The sequence below is a fragment of the Kitasatospora sp. NBC_00374 genome, from assembly GCF_041434935.1.
Classification (GTDB): Bacteria; Actinomycetota; Actinomycetes; order Streptomycetales; family Streptomycetaceae; genus Kitasatospora.
On the sequence record NZ_CP107964.1, the window covers coordinates 2,105,357 to 2,124,474 of the forward strand.

17 protein-coding genes are annotated in these 19,118 nt (G+C 74.5%); 8 read left to right on the plus strand and 9 right to left on the minus strand.

Annotated features, from left to right (window positions below):
- The first annotated feature begins 3 nt into the window (after window positions 1-3).
- The 3 genes from meaB (at window position 4) to OG871_RS09360 (ending at window position 3,508) form a co-directional block, all read left to right on the plus strand.
- On the plus strand, window positions 4-1,014 hold the full coding sequence (gene meaB, locus OG871_RS09350; RefSeq protein WP_371495841.1) for a methylmalonyl Co-A mutase-associated GTPase MeaB: 1,011 nt from the start codon (window positions 4-6) through the stop codon (window positions 1,012-1,014).
- Window positions 1,015-1,390: 376 nt separating this feature from the next.
- Window positions 1,391-2,965 (plus strand): alpha-amylase family glycosyl hydrolase, encoded by a 1,575-nt coding sequence (locus tag OG871_RS09355; protein WP_371495842.1) that lies wholly within the window; start codon window positions 1,391-1,393, stop codon window positions 2,963-2,965.
- 69 nt (window positions 2,966-3,034) lie between these two features.
- Window positions 3,035-3,508, plus strand: coding sequence for a hypothetical protein (locus OG871_RS09360; protein ID WP_371495843.1), 474 nt, complete (start codon window positions 3,035-3,037; stop codon window positions 3,506-3,508).
- Window positions 3,509-3,681: 173 nt separating this feature from the next.
- Here OG871_RS09360 and OG871_RS09365 read toward each other — a convergent pair whose 3' ends face one another.
- Complete coding sequence (locus OG871_RS09365) at window positions 3,682-4,296, minus strand: TetR/AcrR family transcriptional regulator (RefSeq protein WP_371495845.1); 615 nt, start codon at window positions 4,294-4,296, stop codon at window positions 3,682-3,684.
- Window positions 4,297-4,333: 37 nt separating this feature from the next.
- Between OG871_RS09365 and OG871_RS09370 the strand changes: the two genes are divergently transcribed.
- Both OG871_RS09370 and OG871_RS09375 read left to right on the plus strand, forming a co-directional pair.
- The gene (locus OG871_RS09370) at window positions 4,334-4,660 is read left to right on the plus strand and encodes a rhodanese-like domain-containing protein (RefSeq protein ID WP_371495847.1); all 327 of its coding nucleotides are present in this window, start codon (window positions 4,334-4,336) and stop codon (window positions 4,658-4,660) included.
- A 260-nt stretch (window positions 4,661-4,920) separates the two neighbouring features.
- Window positions 4,921-7,593, plus strand: a complete 2,673-nt coding sequence (locus OG871_RS09375; protein ID WP_371495849.1) for a PKD domain-containing protein — start codon at window positions 4,921-4,923, stop codon at window positions 7,591-7,593.
- Between the two features lie 146 nt (window positions 7,594-7,739).
- On the opposite strand, the gene OG871_RS09380 is transcribed toward OG871_RS09375, so the two are convergent.
- The 7 genes from OG871_RS09380 to OG871_RS09410 form a co-directional block, all read right to left on the minus strand.
- Window positions 7,740-8,492, minus strand: a complete 753-nt coding sequence (locus tag OG871_RS09380) for a DUF1295 domain-containing protein (RefSeq protein WP_371503255.1) — start codon at window positions 8,490-8,492, stop codon at window positions 7,740-7,742.
- A gap of 56 nt (window positions 8,493-8,548) precedes the next feature.
- Window positions 8,549-8,833, minus strand: a complete 285-nt coding sequence (locus tag OG871_RS09385) for a class I SAM-dependent methyltransferase (protein ID WP_371495850.1) — start codon at window positions 8,831-8,833, stop codon at window positions 8,549-8,551.
- Window positions 8,830-10,119: a class I SAM-dependent methyltransferase gene (locus OG871_RS09390; RefSeq protein WP_371495851.1), complete on the minus strand. Its 1,290-nt coding sequence runs from the start codon at window positions 10,117-10,119 to the stop codon at window positions 8,830-8,832. Before OG871_RS09390 ends, OG871_RS09385 begins: the two co-directional genes overlap by 4 nt.
- Entirely contained in the window at window positions 10,116-10,880 is a 765-nt protein-coding gene (locus OG871_RS09395; RefSeq protein WP_371495853.1) for a DUF1365 domain-containing protein, read from the minus strand. The genes OG871_RS09390 and OG871_RS09395 overlap by 4 nt, the downstream gene beginning before the upstream one ends.
- Window positions 10,877-12,214, minus strand: coding sequence for an NAD(P)/FAD-dependent oxidoreductase (locus tag OG871_RS09400; RefSeq protein ID WP_371503256.1), 1,338 nt, complete (start codon window positions 12,212-12,214; stop codon window positions 10,877-10,879). The genes OG871_RS09395 and OG871_RS09400 overlap by 4 nt, the downstream gene beginning before the upstream one ends.
- Window positions 12,215-12,347: 133 nt before the next feature.
- A complete protein-coding gene (locus tag OG871_RS09405) occupies window positions 12,348-13,100 on the minus strand; it encodes an anti-sigma factor domain-containing protein (protein WP_371495855.1) in 753 nt (250 codons plus the stop codon).
- Window positions 13,097-13,681, minus strand: a complete 585-nt coding sequence (locus tag OG871_RS09410; protein WP_371495857.1) for a sigma-70 family RNA polymerase sigma factor — start codon at window positions 13,679-13,681, stop codon at window positions 13,097-13,099. Before OG871_RS09410 ends, OG871_RS09405 begins: the two co-directional genes overlap by 4 nt.
- A gap of 529 nt (window positions 13,682-14,210) precedes the next feature.
- Here OG871_RS09410 and OG871_RS09415 point away from each other — a divergent pair.
- The 3 genes from OG871_RS09415 (at window position 14,211) to OG871_RS09425 (ending at window position 18,188) form a co-directional block, all read left to right on the plus strand.
- On the plus strand, window positions 14,211-15,704 hold the full coding sequence (locus OG871_RS09415; protein ID WP_371495859.1) for an SDR family oxidoreductase: 1,494 nt from the start codon (window positions 14,211-14,213) through the stop codon (window positions 15,702-15,704).
- Between the two features lie 135 nt (window positions 15,705-15,839).
- On the plus strand, window positions 15,840-17,444 hold the full coding sequence (locus OG871_RS09420; RefSeq protein ID WP_371503257.1) for a molybdopterin-dependent oxidoreductase: 1,605 nt from the start codon (window positions 15,840-15,842) through the stop codon (window positions 17,442-17,444).
- An 84-nt stretch (window positions 17,445-17,528) separates the two neighbouring features.
- Entirely contained in the window at window positions 17,529-18,188 is a 660-nt protein-coding gene (locus OG871_RS09425) for a fasciclin domain-containing protein (protein WP_371495861.1), read from the plus strand.
- Window positions 18,189-18,240: 52 nt separating this feature from the next.
- On the opposite strand, the gene OG871_RS09430 is transcribed toward OG871_RS09425, so the two are convergent.
- Complete coding sequence (locus OG871_RS09430; protein ID WP_371495863.1) at window positions 18,241-19,083, minus strand: UbiA family prenyltransferase; 843 nt, start codon at window positions 19,081-19,083, stop codon at window positions 18,241-18,243.
- Window positions 19,084-19,118 lie beyond the last annotated feature (35 nt).

The window sequence follows — 19,118 nt, forward strand, 5'->3', positions numbered from 1 at the left end:
CTGATGCCGCCTCGGACGATCGACCTCGACGCCTACGTCAAGGGCGTGCTCGAAGGCTCGCGCGCGTACATCGCGCGGGCCATCACGCTGGTGGAGTCGACCCGCCCCGACCACCGGGCGCTGGCCCAGCGCCTGCTGGTCGAGCTGCTGCCGCACGCCGGGAAGGCGGTGCGGGTCGGCATCACCGGCGTGCCGGGCGTGGGCAAGTCGACCTTCATCGAGGCGCTCGGCACCATGCTCACCGGCTCCGGCCACCGGGTGGCGGTGCTCGCCGTCGACCCGACCTCCAGCCTCACCGGCGGCTCCATCCTGGGCGACAAGACCCGGATGGAGAAGCTGGCGGTCGACCCGAACGCCTTCGTCCGGCCGTCCCCGACCTCGGGGACACTGGGCGGGGTGGCCCGGGCCACCCGGGAGTCGATGGTGGTGATGGAGGCCGCCGGCTACGACGTGGTGCTGATCGAGACGGTCGGCGTCGGCCAGTCCGAGACGACGGTGGCCAACATGGTCGACTCCTTCCTGCTGCTCACCCTCGCCCGCACCGGCGACCAGCTGCAGGGCATCAAGAAGGGCGTGCTGGAGCTCGCCGACCTGGTCGCCGTCAACAAGGCGGACGGCCCGCACGAGCAGGACGCCCGCGCCGCCGCCCGCGAACTGGCCGGCGCCCTGCGGCTGCTGCAGGCGCCCGACGCCGTCTGGACGCCGCCGGTGCTCACCTGCAGCGGCCGGGACGGCGGCGGCCTGGCCGAGCTCTGGGAGCGGCTCCAGCAGCACCGCCGGCTCCTGGACACCTCCGGGGCGCTGGAGGCCAAACGGCGCGACCAGCAGGTGGACTGGACCTGGTCCATGGTCCACGACCAGCTGCTGTCCGCCCTGCACGAGCACCCCGAGGTGCGGCGGCTCACGCCCGGCCTGGAGCAGCAGGTCCGCGAGGGCACGCTGACCGCGACGCTGGCGGCCGAGCGGATCCTGGCGGCCTTCCGGGAGCCGTCCGACGGCGCCGCCGGGTCCTGACGGGCATAACTCCCGGCCAGTACCACGACGACGAGACCGGCCTGCACTACAACGTCTTCCGGTACCACGACCCGGCCACGGCGCCTGGGCGGGCCAGGAGTTCGCCCCCTACCCGGACATCGCCTGCCACGAGTCGCCCGAGCACTGGGCGCACGAGTTCTACTTCGAGGAGCCGGTCCCGTACTGGGACCGCAACGCCGACCGCAGCGGCTGGCGGGCGACCCCGCCGCCGCCGGCCGACTCCGAGGTGTGGACGCTGCCGCGCGAGCGGTAGCGGCGCCCCGGCACCGTTCTTCGCGCAGTACCGGCATCCGCGGCCCGGTGCGGGCATCCTGGAGTGAGTCCGCCCCCGCGTCCCCGGGAGAAGGAGCGCCGTATGACCGCGAACCGCCCCGTACCGGCCTGGCTGTCCGACGCCGTCCTCTACCAGATCTACCCGCAGAGCTTCGCCGACTCCGACGGCGACGGGATCGGCGACTTCGCCGGCCTCACCGAGCGCCTGGAGTACCTGCACTGGCTCGGCGTCGACGCGATCTGGCTCAACCCCTGCTTCGCCTCGCCGTTCCGCGACGCCGGCTACGACGTCGGCGACTACCTGGCCACCGCGCCGCGCTACGGCGACGCCGCGGCACTCGCCGAACTCACCGACCGGGCGGGCACCCTGGGCATCCGGGTGCTGCTCGACCTGGTCGCCGGGCACACCTCCGACCAGCACCCCTGGTTCCGGGCCTCGGCCCACGACCCGTCCGACCACCACTACATCTGGGCCGACCACCCCGCCGAGCGGTTCGTCCCCTCCCCCGGCAGCCGCCCCGGCTGGTACCTGCCGAACTTCTTCGACTTCCAGCCCGCCCTCAACTTCGGCTACGCGCGCACCGATCCGGCCGAACCCTGGCGCCAGGGCGTCGACGCCGAGGGCCCGCGCGCCAACCGGGCCGCGCTGCGCGAGATCATGGCGCACTGGCTCGGGCTGGGCGTCTGCGGCTTCCGCGTCGACATGGCCTCCTCCCTGGTCAAGGACGACCCCGGCAAGGTCGAGACCGGCCGGCTCTGGACCGAGCTGCGCGGCTGGCTGGACGAGCGGCACCCCGACGCGGCCCTGCTCGCCGAGTGGGGCGACCCGGCACGGTCCGTCCCGGCCGGGTTCCACGCCGACTTCCTGCTCCAGTTCGGCGGCGACCAGGACGGCCGGCCGCTGCGCTCGCTCTGGCACAACGGCACCGGCACCGACCAGGACGGCTGGCCCCCCGAGCCGTGCTACTTCGACGCCGAGGGCAAGGGCGACATCGGAGTCTTCCTGGACGCCTGGCGCAGCGCCGACCGGGCCGTCGGCACCACCGGCCGGATCTCCCTGCCCACCTCCAACCACGACTTCTCCCGCCTGGCGTGCGGCCCGCGCACCCCCGACCAACTCGCCCCGGCCTTCGCCTTCCAGCTCACCTGGCCGGCCCTGCCCGCGATCTACTACGGCGACGAGATCGGCATGCGGTACGTCCCCGGGTTGCCCGACACCGAGGGCAGCACGCTCGGCCCGCGCTACAACCGCGCCGGCTGCCGCACTCCCATGCAGTGGGACGCCACACCGGGCGCCGGCTTCTCCACCGCCACCGACCTCTACCTCCCGCTCGACCCCGACCCCGGCCGTCCCGACGTCGCCACCCAACGCGCCGACGAGACCTCCCTGCTGCACCTGGTCCGCCGCCTGATCACCCTGCGCCGCGCCCAGCCCGAACTCGGCGCCCACGGCAGCCTCGAAGTCCTGCACGCCGGTTACCCCCTCGCCTACCTCAGGGGCGGCCGCTTCCTGGTCGTCGTCAACCCGCGCCGCGAGCCGGCCGCGCTGACCCTCCCCGACCTGACGCCGCGCCAGGCCCTCGTGGTGCGAGGCGTCCGCGTCGACGGCACCGAGATCCGGGCGGACGGGTTCTCGTACGGGGTGTTCGAACTCTGACCACGCCCCACCTGATACAACAGGCGGATCGCCCCCGTTCCGGCCGGGCGCGGGGACAGGGGGAGTCGAATGAAGCGGCGCACCGCGCTCGCGCTCGGCGCGGGCACCCTGCTCGGCGGTGCCGGGCTCTGGGCGGCGACCGACGTCGCCGGAGGCGGCGGCCGCGAGGAGCAACACACCGGCACCGCCGTGATGGAACGGCACTTCCCAGCGCTCGGCCCACTGGTGTCCGCGCGCTGGGTGACCAGCCGCGACAACGAGCGCACCCTGCCCTCACCCGACTTCGTCGTCACGGCCGTACTGCGTCTGCAACCGGGCAGGGCGGCCGCCCTGATCGCGGGCGGAGGATTCACCGACGACCACGACGGCGTCAGCCTGTCGTGGTTCGAGAAGCCGCTCGCCGGTCTCCAACCGCCGGGCGCGGCCTGGGTGCGCAGCGAAGCCTTCGACGCGACGGTGACGGCCGAGTTCGAGCACGGCCGCTGCTCCCTCGACCCGGCGACCGACACCGCCTTCCTCACGGCGATCAACCCGACGGCCTGATCCGCTTCGCGTACCTGCTCCTCCCCGCCGGGCCTGAGCAGGCCGTCCCCGACCGCACCCCGGCCTTCGACAACCCGTCCCGCGAACAGCCCACCGTGACGGCGACGTCGGACCACGTCGCCCGGATCGCGCCACCGTCCTGACCGTCGCCCGCTCCCGAGGGGCGGGCCGTGTCACATCGCCGCGCGGGCGAGCCGCCGCAGGCCGTCCCGCATGCGCTGTTCGCCGAGTTCCGGGAGGAGTGCGGCGACGTGGTCGGCGGCGAGGGGGGCGAGCAGGGCGTGGGCGGTGTGGTCGGGGTCGGGGGTGGCGGTGAGCAGGATGGCCAGGTGGCGGTGCCAGAAGCGGTAGGCACCGATGCGGTAGCGGGCGCCGGGGGTGGCGGTCTCGGACATCCGGACCAGCGCGAGGTGCTCCAGCAGGTAGTCGAGGTAGGCGTCGAGGAACGCGGTGAGGCGTTCGCCGGCCGGGGCTCCGGGGCCGAGCGGGGGCGGGCCCTGCAGGACGGCTTCCTGGAGGACGCGTTCGCGGGCGTCGAGCAGCGCGGCGGCCAGGCCCGACTTGTCGCCGAAGCGGCGGAACAGGGTGCCCTTGCCGACGCCGGCGGCCGCGGCCACCTGGTCCATGGACACGGCCTCGACGCCGTGCTCGGCGAAGAGCCGGCCGGCCGCCTCCAGTACTGCGGCCCGGTTGCGGGCGGCGTCCGCGCGCTCCTTGGGCGGCGGGGTGCGCAGCAGTTCCAACGGTGTTGCCGAACCGGACTGCGGTCCGTTACTGTCGTGAGTCACAAGAGGACTGTAGTCCGATTCACCCGGAGGAAGCGACATGACCACACTCATCTCCCGTGACGAACTGGCAGCGGCGATCGCGGCCGACGCCGTGACCGTCCTGGACACGCTCGGCGGCGAGTACTACGCACAGCAGCACCTGCCCGGCGCCGTCGCCCTGGTCCGGGCCGACGTCGACGCGCAGGCGCCCGCCCTGCTCCCGGACCGCGACGCCGCCATCGTCACCTACTGCTCCAACCCGGCGTGCCCGAACAGCGGCCAGGTCGCCGATCGGCTCACGGCGCTCGGGTACACCGATGTCCGCAAGTACCGCGAGGGCATCCAGGACTGGGTGGAGGCCGGCCTGCCCGTCGAGACGGCCTGACCCGCGGGGCGGCCGGGCCCGTCGGCGATCGCCGGGCTCGTCGCGGCGGGCCCGGCGCGGCGCCTTCGGCTCCTTTGCCATGTGCCCCGGGCAGCCGGCGGAACGTCAGGCCCGGGCGCGGTCCGCGCAAATGTGATCAAGGTGAGATCCGGCAACGGGCAATCCGTGTCGACGTGTCCGAACGGTTTCTGCGAGGCTGGTCCGGCCCCTCCAGCGCCGGCGGGCGCTCCCCGGCGCCACTCCCACCGAAAGACTCGATCTTGCGCATACGCCGCGCCCTCGGCCTGACGGCCGCCGGGGCCACCGTCGTTCTCACCGTCCCGGTACCCGCGCTCGCGGACACCGCGGACACGCTCTACGTCAACAACGCCGCCCCCGCCCACTGTTCGGACGACGGCCCGGGCACCCAGGCACAGCCGTTCTGCACCGTCACCGCCGCGGCGAACGTCGTCGAGCCGGGACAGACCGTCCAGGTCCGCTACACCCAGGGGTACCTCGAGGAGGTCCACCTGACCCGCTCGGGCACCCCCGACAAGCCGATCACCTTCGTCGGCACGCCGGCCTCCACCACCGGATCGATCGGCAAGCTCCCGCTCGTCGGCAAGGGCGCCCACGCCTTCGTCGTCTCCGGGGTGCACGACGTGGTGGTCCGCCAGTTCGCCGTCCGCAGCACGCTCGACGGGGTGACCGTGACGGACTCCGCCCGGGTCACGGTCGACGCGAACACCTTCGGCTCCGACGTGCGCGGGGCGGCGGTCCGGGTCACGGGGCAGAGCGACCACGTCACGGTGAGCCGCAACCGGCTCTACCAGTCGGCCGGTGTGGTGGCCGAGGGCGGCGCGCACGGCACGGTGGTCACCACCAACGACCTCTCCCGCACGCTGAGCGGCGTCCGGGGCACCGACGCGCCCGGTCTGACGGTCGTGCACAACACCGTCGCGTTCGCCTGCGGCCCGAGCGTCACGCTGGACGGCGCCTCCACCGGCGCGGTCGTCGAGAACAACGTCCTGACGGCCCACAACGGCGAGTCGCTCTCGACCGGACCGGCCACCACCTGCGGGGCGGACACCGGCGGGCGGGGCGAGTCCGAGGTCGTGGTCGCGGCCGCCGCCACCGCCGGCACCACCGTCGACTTCAACGTCGTCCACCCGTTCGCCGACGCCTCGGCCTACACCTGGGCGGGGACGGCCTACCGCTCCCCGCAGTCGCTGACCGCCGCCACCGGCCAGGCCGGCCACGACGCCGACCAGGACGTCAGGTTCAACCCGGGCAACCTGCCGGAGCGCAACACGCTGCTCGAGACGGCCACGGCCGCCATCGACTCGGCCGACCCGGCCGCGCCCGGAACGCTCCCCGCGGACCTCGACGGCAGGGCGGCCCTGGACGACCCGCTGGTCGCCAACACCCCCGGGGGCACCGGCCGAGACCGCGGCGCCCACGAGCTCGAAGGCCTGCACAGCGCCTACCTCCAGACCATGGGGATCAACGGCTCCCCGGACATGGGGCCGCCGCCGCTCGACATCCGACTCACCGCCAGTGTCACCAACTCCTGGCCCACCAAGGTCACCTACACGTACGAGTTCGACGACGGCAGCGCGCCGCTGGTGACCACGGACTCGTCCGTCGTGCACACCTACACCGCGGTCGGCGCCTACCACCCGACCGTGACCGCCACGGACGAGCTGGGCGTGCGCGTGGTCAGCCCGCAGCTCGCGTACGTCTACGTGAACCGTCCCGGCCCGCTGGTGCCGGTGCTCAACGTCAGGCCCGTGGAATCCGGGCCCGCGCTGACCTACTGGGCCGACAGCAGCTACAGCTCGGGCCCGTGGAGGATCCGCGACTTCCGGGCGGACTTCGGCGACGGGACCGTCGTCAGCTCCGGCGTCCTGCAGCACACGTACGCCCGCCCCGGCACCTACACGGTGACGCTCACCGAGACGGACGAGGGCGGCCGAACGGCCAGCGTCAGCAAGGTGGTGGACGTCGACTACACCGACGCCCAGAAGGCGCTGCGGTCCGGGGAGCGGGTCCGCGTCCTGGCCCAGACCTCGAACGACGGGCTCTCGGACGGCCAGGCGAACTACACCAGCGGCAGCTGGGGCCCGTTCGCCAAGATCGCCCCGGCCGACCCCGCACCGGTCTCGGTCGCCGCCGCGTACACCGCGAACGGCAACCTGCACGCCGTCCGGACCGCGTTCGACGGCATGGTCGAGGTCGCCGACTGGGACCGCACCGGCACCCTGTGGGGCAACTGGTCCGCCGTCCCGGGCAAGGTCCCGGCCGGGCTGAACCCGTCCGTCACCCAGGTGGCCGCCGCGAGCATCGGCAACAAGCTGCACGTGGTCGCGCTCGCCGAGGGCCGGATCTTCGAGGCCGTCGGCGACTACGACAGCGGCCGCTGGAGCGGGTGGGGCGAGATCACCGCCGCCACCTGGCTGCACGCCCCGGTCGGCCGGATCGCGGTGGCCGCCATCGGCAACACCCTGCACGTCGCGGCCCTCGGCGCCGACGGGCACCTGCGGGTCGCCGACGGCGACTACACCCGCGGCACCTGGAGCAACGGCGACCTCACGGCGTACATCGGCAGCCCGAGCGGCATCACCGAACTGTCCGCCGCCGCCATCGGGTCGAAGTTCCACGTCCTCGCGCTGGCCGGCGGAAACGTCCACCAGGCCACCGGCGACTACGCCGCAGGCACCTGGACCAGTTGGGCGAACGTGTCCGACGCCATCGGCCTCGGCGGCTCGGTCACCCGGCTGAGCGCCGCCGCCACCGGCAACACCCTCCACCTGTACGGCGTCGGCAACGGCCACCTCCACAACGCGAACGGCGACTACACCGCCGGCCGCTGGTCCGCCTGGGCCGACGTCACCGCGCCCGGCCGCAACGTCCCGGAATCCGGTATCACCGGACTGGCCGTGGCCGGTTCCTGACCCCTCGGCACCACGGGCCCGCCGCACCGGAATCCACCGGGCGGCGGGCTCCGTCGCGTCAAAAACCGTGCCGGTCCTCCACCGCAGGTGGTCGTCCTGGAGCGACACCACGGCGCCGGACAGGACCGGCCCGATGGGCACCGTCGTCAGCCGGCCCGGGAACGGCCGCGGCGCGGGGGCAGCGGGAGGAAGCCGCTGGTGCGGGCCGCGTAGTCGGCCCAGCCTGGTTTGCGTTCACTCAGCTGCCGTTCCAGCAGGGGTTTTCCGCTGCCGAAGGCGAGCAGCCAGGTCATCAGGAGCACGCCGGGCAGGCAGGCCCAGCCGATCGGGGCCTGGGCCGCGAACAGGAACAAGCCCCACCAGACGCAGGCGTCGCCGAAGTAGTTGGGGTGGCGGGTGTACCGCCACAGGCCGCGGTCCATGACCAGCCCCCGGTTGGCCGGGTCGGCCTTGAAGCGGGTCAGCTGCCGGTCGCCGACCGCCTCGAAGAACAGGCCGACCGCCCACAGGGCGGTGCCCGCGAAGGCGAGCGGTCCGAGCCGGTCCGGCAGGTACTGGGCGGCCTGGACGGGCAGCGAGACGAACCAGAGGATCCCCGTCTGCAGCAGGTACACCTTCCGCAGGGCGTACCACCCCCGGGAGCCCGCGGGCGCCCTGGCGAGCATGGCCGCGTAGCGCGGGTCCTCGTCGGCGCCGCGGGAGCGCCGGGCGATGTGGGCGGACAGCCGCGCTCCCCAGACCAGCACCAGCGCGGTGACCAGGGCGCGGCGCCCGGCGTCGCCGTGGCCGGCCGACAGGCCGTAGCCGGTCAGGGCGACCGCGGCGAAGCCCAGGCCCCAGGCGACGTCGACGCCGCGGTGCCGGCCGGTCCGCAGGCCGACCGCGAACGCGGCGAGCATGACGGCGAGCGCCGCGGCCAGGGCGGCCGCGAGGTTGACCGCGAAGGCGCCGCCGTTCACCGGTACCACTGCGCGGGGGTGGCCGTGAGGGCTGCGGAACCGTCCGGGGCGGGGCGGACGGCGAGGATCTGGTCGACGCCCGTCCGGCGCTGCGCGAAGGCCTGCGAACTGCCCACCAGGTAGAGCCGCCAGAGCCGGAAGGCCGGAACGCCGACCAGGGCGACGAACTCCGCCCGGCGTTCCTCCAGGGTGCGTCGCCAGGCGTCGATGGTGCGGGCGTAGTGCTCGCGCAGGGCCTCGGCCTGGCGGAGTTCGAGCCGGGCCGCCGCGGCGGTGGTCATCGGCGGGCCCCCTCGCGGGTGAGGAGCAGCTGCTGGACGTCCAGGTAGCCGGTGCGGAAGCCGGCCTCGGAGTACGCCAGGTAGAGCTCCCACATGCGGCGGAAGACCTGGTCGAAGCCGAGGTCGGCGACCTCGTCGGCCCGCTCGGTGAAGCGTTCGCGCCACAGCCGCAGGGTCTCGGCGTAGTGCGGGCCGTAGGGCCGGCAGTACGTCAGGTGCAGGCCGGTGCAGCGGTCGGCGGTCTGGGCGATGGCCCGGACGGAGGGGATCAGGCCGCCGGGGAAGATGTACTTGAGGATCCAGGTGTACGTCTCGCTGCTGGCGAGCATCCGTTCGTGCGGCATGGTGATGGCCTGCAGGGCGGCCCGGCCGCCGGGGGCGAGCACCCGGTCGATGGTGCTGAAGTAGGCGGGCCAGAACGGCCGTCCGACCGCCTCGATCATCTCCACGCTGACCACCGCGTCGTACTCGCCGTCGGCGGCGCGGTAGTCGCACAGCCGGACCTCGGCCCGGTCGCTCCGGCCGGCGTCGGCGATCCGCCCCCGGGCCAGGGCGAGTTGCTCCTCGGACAGGGTCAGGCTGACCACCCGGGCGCCGCGGGCGGCGGCCCGCAGGGCGAGTTCGCCCCAGCCGGTGCCGATCTCCAGCACGCGGGTGCCGGGGCCGACCCGGGCGAGGTCGAGCAGTTGGTCGATCTTCTTGTGCTGGGCCGCCGGCAGGCTGCCCCAGTCGGCCTCGGGGAGGCCGTCGGCGCCGGTGGGGAAGACGGCCGAGGAGTAGGTCATGGTCGGGTCGAGGAAGAGCGCGAACAGCTCGTTGGAGAGGTCGTAGTGGCGGCTGATGTTGCGCCGGGCGTTGGCGGTCGAGGGCTGCTCGGCCTCGGGCTGGCGCTGCACGTAGAGCCGCCGCAGCCACTGGGCGCCGGTCGGCACCAGGGTCTCGGGGGCGGTGGCGAGTTCGGTGAGCAGGGCGACCAGGTCGGGTGAGTCCCAGTCGCCGGCCTGGTAGGACTCGCCGAAGCCGATCAGTCCGGTGGCGCCGATCCGGTGGAAGAAGGCGTCCGGCCGGTTCAGGGTGAGCACGGGCGCGCCGGGGCCGGCGGGTACGAGCACGCTCCCGCCGGGCAGTTCGACCCGCAGGCCGCGCCGGCGGGCGACCCGGCGCAGCAGGCGTTCGGCCACGGCGGCCCGCAGCGGGACCTCGGGGACGCGGGCGACGTCGGGCCAGCGCCGGGCGTCGACGGGGACCGGCCGGTGGTGGACGGGTCGGAAGGCTTGCTGGGTCACGGGAGAGGTACCTCTTCCTTGGCCTGGGGCCGGGCGGGACGGGGCTGGACGGGCAGTCCGCGCAGCAGCAGCCGGATGCCCTGGTAGCGGATGTTCAGGGAGACGGCGAGGGTGGCGAAGGGGCGCCGCAGGACGGCGCGCAGCAGGGCGGCGGGGCCGGCGGGGGTACGGGTGGCGTGCACGGTGGCGGTGAACGGGCGCCCGCCCTCGCGTTCCAGCTGGATCGTCAGGTCGAGTCGCTCGCCGGGTCGGGGCAGGCGCATCCGGTAGGCGCCGTCCACCGGGAAGAACGGGGAGACGTAGAACTCCTTGGCGGCGTCGGCGTGGCCGTCGGCGTCGGGGTGCAGCAGGTAGCGGTGGTGGCCGCCGTACGTGTTGTGCACCTCGGCGACGGTGCAGGCGGGGCGTCCGTCCGGGGTGTGGCACCAGTAGACGGTGATCGGGTTGAAGACGTGGCCGAGCGAGCGGGCCTGGGTGAGCATCAGGACCCGGCCGCCGGCCAGGTCGACGCCTTCGCCGGCCAGGTAGTGGTCGAGGTTCCGGCGCAGGGTGAGCCGGGGGTCGCCGGGGTGGTCGGCGGTCCGGAACCGCGCCAGCGGGCGCAGCAGGACGGGCAGCCGGGGCAGGGCGTCGAGGTCGACCAGCCAGAGCAGGCCGCGGTGGCGGAAGGCGTGCCGCAGGGGGGCGGTCCGTACGTGGGTGGTGGTGCTGTCGTACAGCGCCGCGCCCCACGGCCCGGGCAGTGGTGCGGCGGGGGTCATCGTCCGGTCACCCCGGCGGTCACCCCGGCGAGGGCCTCGGCGGCGGCGAGGCCGGAGCGGCAGCCGTCCTCGTGGAAGCCCCAGCCGTGGTAGGCGCCGGCGAACGCGGTCCGGCCGGTGTTGAGTTCGGGCAGGCGGCGCTGGGCGGCGAGGGCCTGTCGCGTGTAGACGGGGTGCTCGTAGACGGTGCGGGAGAGCACGTGTTCGTCGGCGATCGGCCGGGCCGGGTCCTCGTTGAGGGTGACCAGGTAGTGCTCGGCGGTGTCCAGGCCGAGCAGCCGGTTGAGGTGGTAGCTGACCTGGACCTGGTCGGCGCTGCCGGTGCAGTCCGGCATCCGGTAGTTCCAGGAGGCGCGGGCCCAGACGGCGCGGGGCAGGTGGGAGGCGTCGCGGTGCAGCACGGTGGGGTTGCGGGAGTAGTGGATGGCGCCGAGGAGTTCGCGTTCGGCGGTGCTGGGGTTGGCGAGCAGGGCGAGGGCCTGGTCGGGGTGGGTGGCGACGACCACGGCGTCGGTCTCGGTGCGGCGGCCGTCCTCGGTGATCACCTGGGCGCCGTCGGGGTGCCGGAAGACGGCCCGGACGGGGGCGCCGCGGTGAACGGCGGTCAGCCGTTCGGCGATCTTCGCCACGTAGCTGCGGGAGCCGCCGACCACCGTGCGCCAGGTGGGCGAGCCGGTGACGCTGAGCATCCCGTGGTTGTCGAGGAAGGCGAACAGGTAGCGGGCCGGGTAGTCGCCGGCCAGGTCCGGGGCGCAGGACCAGACGGCGGAGACCACCGGCGTCATGAAGTGGCTGACGAAGTACGGGGAGAAGCCGTTGGCGGCGAGGAACTCACGCAGGGTCGGATCGCCCGCCTCCGGGTCGGCGAGCAGCCGCCGGGCCCGGCGGTGGAAGACCGGGACCTCGGTGAGCATCCGCAGGTAGCGGCCGCGCAGCGGGGAGGTGGGCTGGGCGAGCAGCCCGGCCGGGCCGCGGGAGCCCGCGTACTCCAGGCCGCAGCCGTCGCACCGCACCGACATGCTCATCTCGCTCTCGCGGGTCTCGACCCCGAGCTCCGCGAACAGCTGCACCAGGTGGGGGTACGTGCGGCGGTTGTGCACCAGGAACCCGGTGTCCAGCGGGACGGCACGGCCGTCGGCGCCGATCGCGTCCTGGGTGTGGGCGTGGCCGCCGAGCCGGTCGTCCGCCTCGAACAGCTCGACCTCGGCGCCGGTGCGCCGCAGTCGGTACGCGGCGGTGAGCCCGGCGACGCCGCTGCCGATCACGGCGATCCGGCGTGGCCCGCCGGCCCTGCGGCCGGCGGGGATCCTGGCTGCCCGGGCGGTCTCCGGCATGGTCACGTGCAACCCCTGTCGATCCGGACCGGGCCCGATCGGGCCCGGTCCTGCCACTTGCGTTCCACCAGCCATTCGGAGCACACGGGGGAACGGATTGGTGGCCTCGGTCAGGGGCTCACCCGACGGTCGGTCAGGTGAAGTCGAGGAGCATCATCGGGGCGCCGGTCGGATGCGCGGAGCCGCCCGCCGGTTCGACCGTCACACCGATGCCCGCCGCGCCGTGGATGCCGCCGGCGAGCAGCAGCGAGCCGTCCGGGCCGGGCAGCAGTCCGGCCGGGCGCATGGTGCCCTCGTCGTTGAACCAGACCTCGTACGCCTTGTCGGCCGGCAGGGCCGGCAGCCCGGAGGCGAGGAACCCGGCCTGACCGAGGCTCTGCGACCAGACCACCGTGCCGACGCCGCCGGCGGCCGTGGCGGTGCTGGTGCGGGCGTCGGGTGCGGTGAGCAGGGTGCTGAAGCGGGCCTGCTGCTGCTGGAGGACGGCGGCCTCGGCCTTGGCCTGCTCGGCCTGGTCGTGCTGCTGGTACGCGAGGCCGCCCAGCGCGGCCGCGACGGCCACGGAGGCGGCCAGCGCGAGCTTGGGCCACTGGCGGGCCAGGCGGCCGGGGCGGCGGCCGGCGCCGTCCTGGTCCGGCTCCGAGGAGGCCGGGGCGAGCTGGCGGACGGTACCGATCCCGGCCAGCACCCGGGCCTTCAGCTCGGCGGGCGGCACGACGGCCTCGGCCGAGCCCAGCCGGGCCAGCGTGGCGGTGAACTCGCGGACCTCCTGCGCGCAGGCCGGGCACTGCGCCAGGTGCTCTTCGAAGGCGTGGCGTTCGGCCTCGCCGAGGGCGTGGGCCGCGTAGGCGCCGGTGAGTGTGTGCAGATCGGCGGTGGTCGTCATGATCCCACCCCCAGGCAGTCGCGCAGCCGGATCAGGGCGTCGCGCATACGGGTCTTGACGGTGCCCAGCGGCGATCCGAGCATGTCGGCGACCTCCCGGTAGGAGTAGCCCCGGTAGTACGCCATGGTGACCGACTCCCGCTGGAGCTCGGTCAGGCCCTGCAGACAGCGCCGGACCTGCTCGCGTTCGAGCCGGCCCTCGACCTGTTCGGCGACCTCGTCGAAGGCGGGGGCGTGCGACCGGGCGGCGGCCCGCTGGTCGCGGTCGGCGGCCGCCTGGGCGGCCCGGACCCGGTCGACGGCGCGGCGGTGCGCCATGGTCAGCACCCAGGGCATCACCTCGCCGCGCTCCGGCCGGTACCGGGAGGCGGTGCGCCAGACCTCCAGCAGCACCTCCTGGGCGACCTCCTCGGACTGGGCGGGGTCGCGCAGCACGCGGCGGATCAGCCCGAGCACCGGGCCGGCCACCGCGTCGTACAGGCGGCTGAACGCGTCCTGGTCCCCGAACGCGACCCTGGCGACGAGTTCCTGCAGGTCGGGTCCGCGCCGGTGCGGCCCGGAGAGGTGGACGACGGTGTTCACCAGGCCACCTCCGGGCAACGGACGGCGGCCCGGGCCACCGGTCGCGGCGGACGGGCCCGGAGCGGGTCCATCGGGTGGGCGGCTGGCATCAGGGACCTCCGGGAGGACGGCGGGGCGCGGCCGGCTGCTCCGCGGAGCACCCGGCACCGGTTGTTCGGAGCGGGATCCGGGACGGATTGGTGCCGTGGCCCGGATATTTCGTCCGATCATGGACCCGGTGGGCCGCGTCTGCCCCGAAATCCCACCAATCACCTGCCTGCCGGGCGACGAATCAGGTATCTGGACGTCCGGGCCTCCACCGTGCCCGACCGGCTGGCCGCCGCGGCGGACTTCCAGGAGGCTGGGGTACGAGGTGCCCTTCCATCTGTCCCCGGTTCATGCTCACCCGCGACCAGGAACCGCACCACGTCAACCTGGGCCGGCACCCGAGAGCTGGTCGAACGGCACGCGCCGTGACTGCGGAGTCGGTACGCGTTCCAGCTCACCCGCGTTCCACTTCACCCGCGTTACCAGTGCATCGGGAGACGAGATGACCGACGAACCCACCGGCGGCAGGCTCTGCCTGGTCACCGGCGCGACCGGTTACATCGGCGGGCGGCTCGTCCCCGAGCTGCTGGCCGCCGGCCACCGGGTCCGCTGCCTGGTCCGCGACCCCGGACGGATCCGCGACTACCCGTGGCGGGCGGAGGTGGACACCGCGAGGGCGGACGTCACCCGCCCCGAGACGCTGGCCGGCGTGTTCGACGGCGTCCAGGTCGCCTACTACCTGGTGCACTCGCTCGGCACCGGCCCGACCTTCGAGGAGCGCGACCGCGCCGCCGCCCGGGCCTTCGGGGACGCCGCCGCCCGGGCCGGCGTGCGCCGGATCGTCTACCTCGGCGGGCTGGTGCCGCCCGGTGTCCCGCCCGACTCGCTCTCCCCGCATCTGCGCTCGCGCGCGGAGGTGGGCCGGCTGCTGCGGGAGAGCGGCGTCCCGACGGCCGAACTGCGTGCCGCCGTGATCATCGGCTCCGGCTCGGCCTCGTTCGAGATGCTCCGCCACCTCACCGAGCGACTGCCCGTGATGGTCACGCCGAACTGGGTGGACACCCGGATCCAGCCGATCGCCGTCCGGGACGTGCTGCGCTACCTGGTCGGGGCCGCCGCACTGCCGCCCGAGGTCAACCGGCCGTTCGACATCGGCGGGCCGGACGTGCTGACGTACCGCGAGATGATGCTCCGCTACGCCCGGATCGCCGACCTGCCGAAGCGCCTGATCCTCCCGGTGCCCGTCCTCACCCCGCGGCTGTCCAGCCACTGGGTCGGCCTGGTCACCCCGGTCCCCCACTCGATCGCCCGGCCGCTGGTGGAGTCGCTGCGGCACGAGGTGGTCTGCCGGGAGCACGACCTCGCCGCGTACGTCCCCGACCCGCCCGGCGGGCTGGTCGGCTTCGAGCAGTCCGTCCGGCTGGCCCTCAAGCGGATCCAGGACGCCGAGGTGACCACCCGTTGGTCCTCCGCCTCGCTGGCCGGCGCGCCCAGCGACCCGCTGCCGACCGACCCCGACTGGGCCGGCGGCAGCCTGTACGAGGACGTCAAGGAACGCGAGGTCTCGGCCGCCCCCGAGTCGGTCTGGCGGGTGGTCGAGAGCATCGGCGGCGAGAACGGCTGGTACTCCTTCCCGCTTGCCTGGGCCGTGCGCGGTTGGCTCGACCGGCTGGTCGGCGGGGTCGGCCTGCGCCGCGGCCGGCGCGACCCGGAGCGGCTGCGGGTCGGCGACTCGCTGGACTTCTGGCGGGTGGAGGAGATCGAACCGGTCGGTCTGCTGCGGCTGCGCGCCGAGATGCGGCTGCCCGGGCTGGCCTGGCTGGAACTGCGGGTCGACGACGACGGGTACGGCGGCACCATCTACCGGCAGCGGGCCCTGTTCCATCCGCACGGGCTGGCCGGGCACGCGTACTGGTGGTCCGTCGCCCCGTTCCACTCCTTCGTGTTCGGCGGCATGGCGCGCAACATCACCGAACGGGCCCGGCTGCTTCCGTGAGCCCGTGTCCGTGAACTTCGTTCGGGGCGCTCCGACTTCCCGCCGCAGGCCGTCAACCAGGCACGATACGAGGCGCGTTCACTCGCCCGAGTGAGAGTGGAAATCCGCACCCATCCGCTCGCCCCACCGCACCGAATGCAGGACGTGAGCACCCAGACGTCCACCCCGAACCCGGCACCCGCCGCCGTTCCCCGCAGCCGCCGCAGCCGGCCGGCACGCGCGGCCGCCGCCGCGGGAACGGGACTGGCGGCAGCCGCCGCGGCCGTCGGGGCGGGCGAGCTCGTCGCCGCCTTCACCGGCCCGGACAGCGCGCCGGTGATCGCCGTCGGCTCCGCCGCCATCGACCTGACGCCGACCCCGCTCAAGGAGTACGCCGTCCGGACGTTCGGCACCAACGACAAACCGGTGCTGCTCGGCGGGATCTACCTGACCATGACGGCGCTGGCCGCCCTGGCCGGCGTGGTGGCCGCCCGGCGTCCCGCGTTCGGTGCGGCGGTGTTCGCGGCGTTCGGCGCACTCGGCGCCTTGGCGGCACTGTCACGGCCCACCGCCATCCCGGTCGACGCGCTGCCCTCGGTGGTGGCGGGGCTGGTGGGCGCGGGCGCGATGGTGCTGCTGGCCCGGCTGCTGCGCACGGCGACCACCGTGCCCGCACCCGAGCCGGCCGGTCCGAGCCGGCGCGCCGTCCTGGCCGCCACCGGTGGCACGGTCGCCTTCGCGGCGCTGTCCGGCTTCGGCGGCCGCTCGTACTCCGACAGCCGCACCGACGTGAGCGCCGCCCGGGACGCCGTCCGACTGCCCGCCCCCGCCACCCGGTCGGCGCCGCCGCCGGCCGCGGCCCACCCCGGGGTGCCCGGCCTGACCTCCTTCCAGACCCCCAACCCGGACTTCTACCGGGTCGACACCGCCCTCACCCTCCCGAAGATCGATCCCCGCCACTGGACCCTGCGGCTGCACGGCCTCGTCGACCACCCTGTGGTGATCAGCTTCGACGAGCTGCTGAAGCGGCCGCTCCAGGAACTGGACTACACCCTCACCTGCGTCTCCAACGAGGTCGGCGGCCCGTACGCGTCCACCGCCCGGTGGCTCGGCGTCTCCCTGCCCGACCTGCTCCGGCAGGCCGGAGTCCGGTCCGGCGCCGACCAGTTGGTGGGCCGTTCCAAGGACGGCATGACCATCGGCACGCCGCTGGACGCGCTGCTCGACGGCCGGGACGCCCTGCTCGCCGTCGCGATGAACGGCGAGGTGCTGCCGGTCGCGCACGGCTTCCCCTGCCGCACCCTGGTGCCCGGCCTGTACGGGTACACCTCCGCCACCAAGTGGCTGGTCGACCTGGAGGTGACCACCTTCGCCGGGTACGACGCCTACTGGGTCGAGCGCGGCTGGGACCGTACCGGCACCGTCCGCACCGCTTCCCGGATCGAGGTCCCGGCGGCCTTCGCCAAGGTGCCCGCCGGGGACGTGACGGTCGCCGGCACCGCCTGGGCCACCCATCGCGGCATCGCGGCGGTGGAGGTCCGGGTGGACGGCGGGCCGTGGGCCGAGGCACGGCTGGCCGCCGACGCCGGGCCCGACCTCTGGCGGCAGTGGAGCCACGACTGGACGGGGGCCCGGCCCGGCACCCACCGGATCGAGGTCCGCGCCACCGACGCCGGCGGAGCCGTCCAGCCCGAGGCCAGAGCGGCCCCCTTCCCCGCCGGAGCCACCGGCTGGCACTCGACGGTGGTCACCGTCACCTGACTCCTCTCCCCGTCCCACGTCCGCGCGACGGCACCGCCATGCCCGGACGAACCGTCAGTAACCGCTATCCAAGGAGCACACGCCATGTCCGTCACCCGCACCCGGTCCGTCGCCGCCCTGCTCGCCGCCGGCGCGCTCGCCTTCGGCCTCACCGCCTGCAGCAGCGGCAGCGACACCTCGTCCAACTACGCCTCGTCCGGCGTGGCTTCCTCGGCCCCCTCCGCCGCCGCGGCCGCGGCCGCGCCGAAGACCGCCCCCGCCGCCGCGGTGGACGCGCCGTTCGGCACCGCCTGTGCGGCCGTGCCGAAGGACGGCTCGGGCAGCTTCGCCGGGATGGCCCAGGACCCGGTCGCCACCGCCGCCTCCCACAACCCGCTGCTGTCCACCCTGGTCAGCGCGGTCACCGCGGCCGGGCTGGGCGACACCCTCAACTCCGCGCAGAACATCACCGTGTTCGCGCCGACCAACGACGCGTTCGCCAAGGTCCCCGCCGACCAGCTGAAGGCGCTGCTGGCCGACAAGGACAAGCTGACCAAGGTGCTGACCTACCACGTGGTGCCCGACCGCCTCGCCCCCGCCTCGCTGGCCGGCTCCCACAAGACGCTGGAGGGCGCCGACGTGAAGGTGGCCGGCTCCGGCGCGGCCTACACCGTCAACAACAACTCCAAGGTGCTGTGCGGCAACGTCCAGACCGCCAACGCCACCGTGTACATCGTCGACACCGTGCTGATGCCGGCCTCCTGACCCGCCCGCGCCGCCACCCGCGGCGCCACCACCCGCGGCTCGGCCCGGGCCCTCAGGCCAGGGCCGAGCCGCGGGCCAGCAGCAGCGTGACGTCGAGCGCCGCCACCCCCAGCGCCGCCAGGAACGGCAGGCGGCTGCGCGGCAGCAGCAGTGCCGGCAGCACCAGCAGCGCGGTCGCCGCCAGCGCACCACACCCCGCCGCACCGACCGGGCCCGGCGGGGCCACCACCAGCACGGCCGACGCCGCCGCCAGCAGCAGCGCCGCCACCGCACCGGCCCGGGCCCGGCCGAGCCGCTGCGGCAGCCCCCGGACACCGGCGGCGAGGTCGTCGTCCAGATCCGGCAGCACGTTCGCGAAGTGCGCACCGACACCCAGCAGCCCGGCCGCGAGCATCACCCACGGGTAGGGCCACGGCGCACCGGGCAGACCCAGCGTCACAAAGGCCGGCAGCAGCCCGAAGGCCAGCGCGTACGGCGCCCAGGACAGCACCGTCCGCTTCAGCCCCAGGTTGTACGCCCACGCGGCGGCCACCCCGGCAAGGTGCGCCGCCCCGGCCGCCGGACCGCTCGCCAGCGACAGCGGTACGCACACGGACAGTGCCACGACCGCGGCCGTCCGAACCGTGCCCGCGTCCAACTCGCCGGTGGCGAGCGGTTTGTCCCGCCGCCCCGCCGCCCGGTCCCGGCGCCGGTCGACCAGATCGTTGCTCCACCCAACCGACAACTGCCCCGCCGCGACGGCCGCCCCCACCGATCCGGACCCGAGCGCCCCGCGCCCGCAGGCCACGGCCAGCGCCGTCGCGAACAGCGCCACCGCCGCCGCCGGAGCCGGATGACAGGCCCGCAGCAGCACACCCGGACGCAGGACCGCGGCTACCGCGCTCTCGTTCGACATCCCTCGATGGTAGGACGGGACGCGCCCGGTTCAAC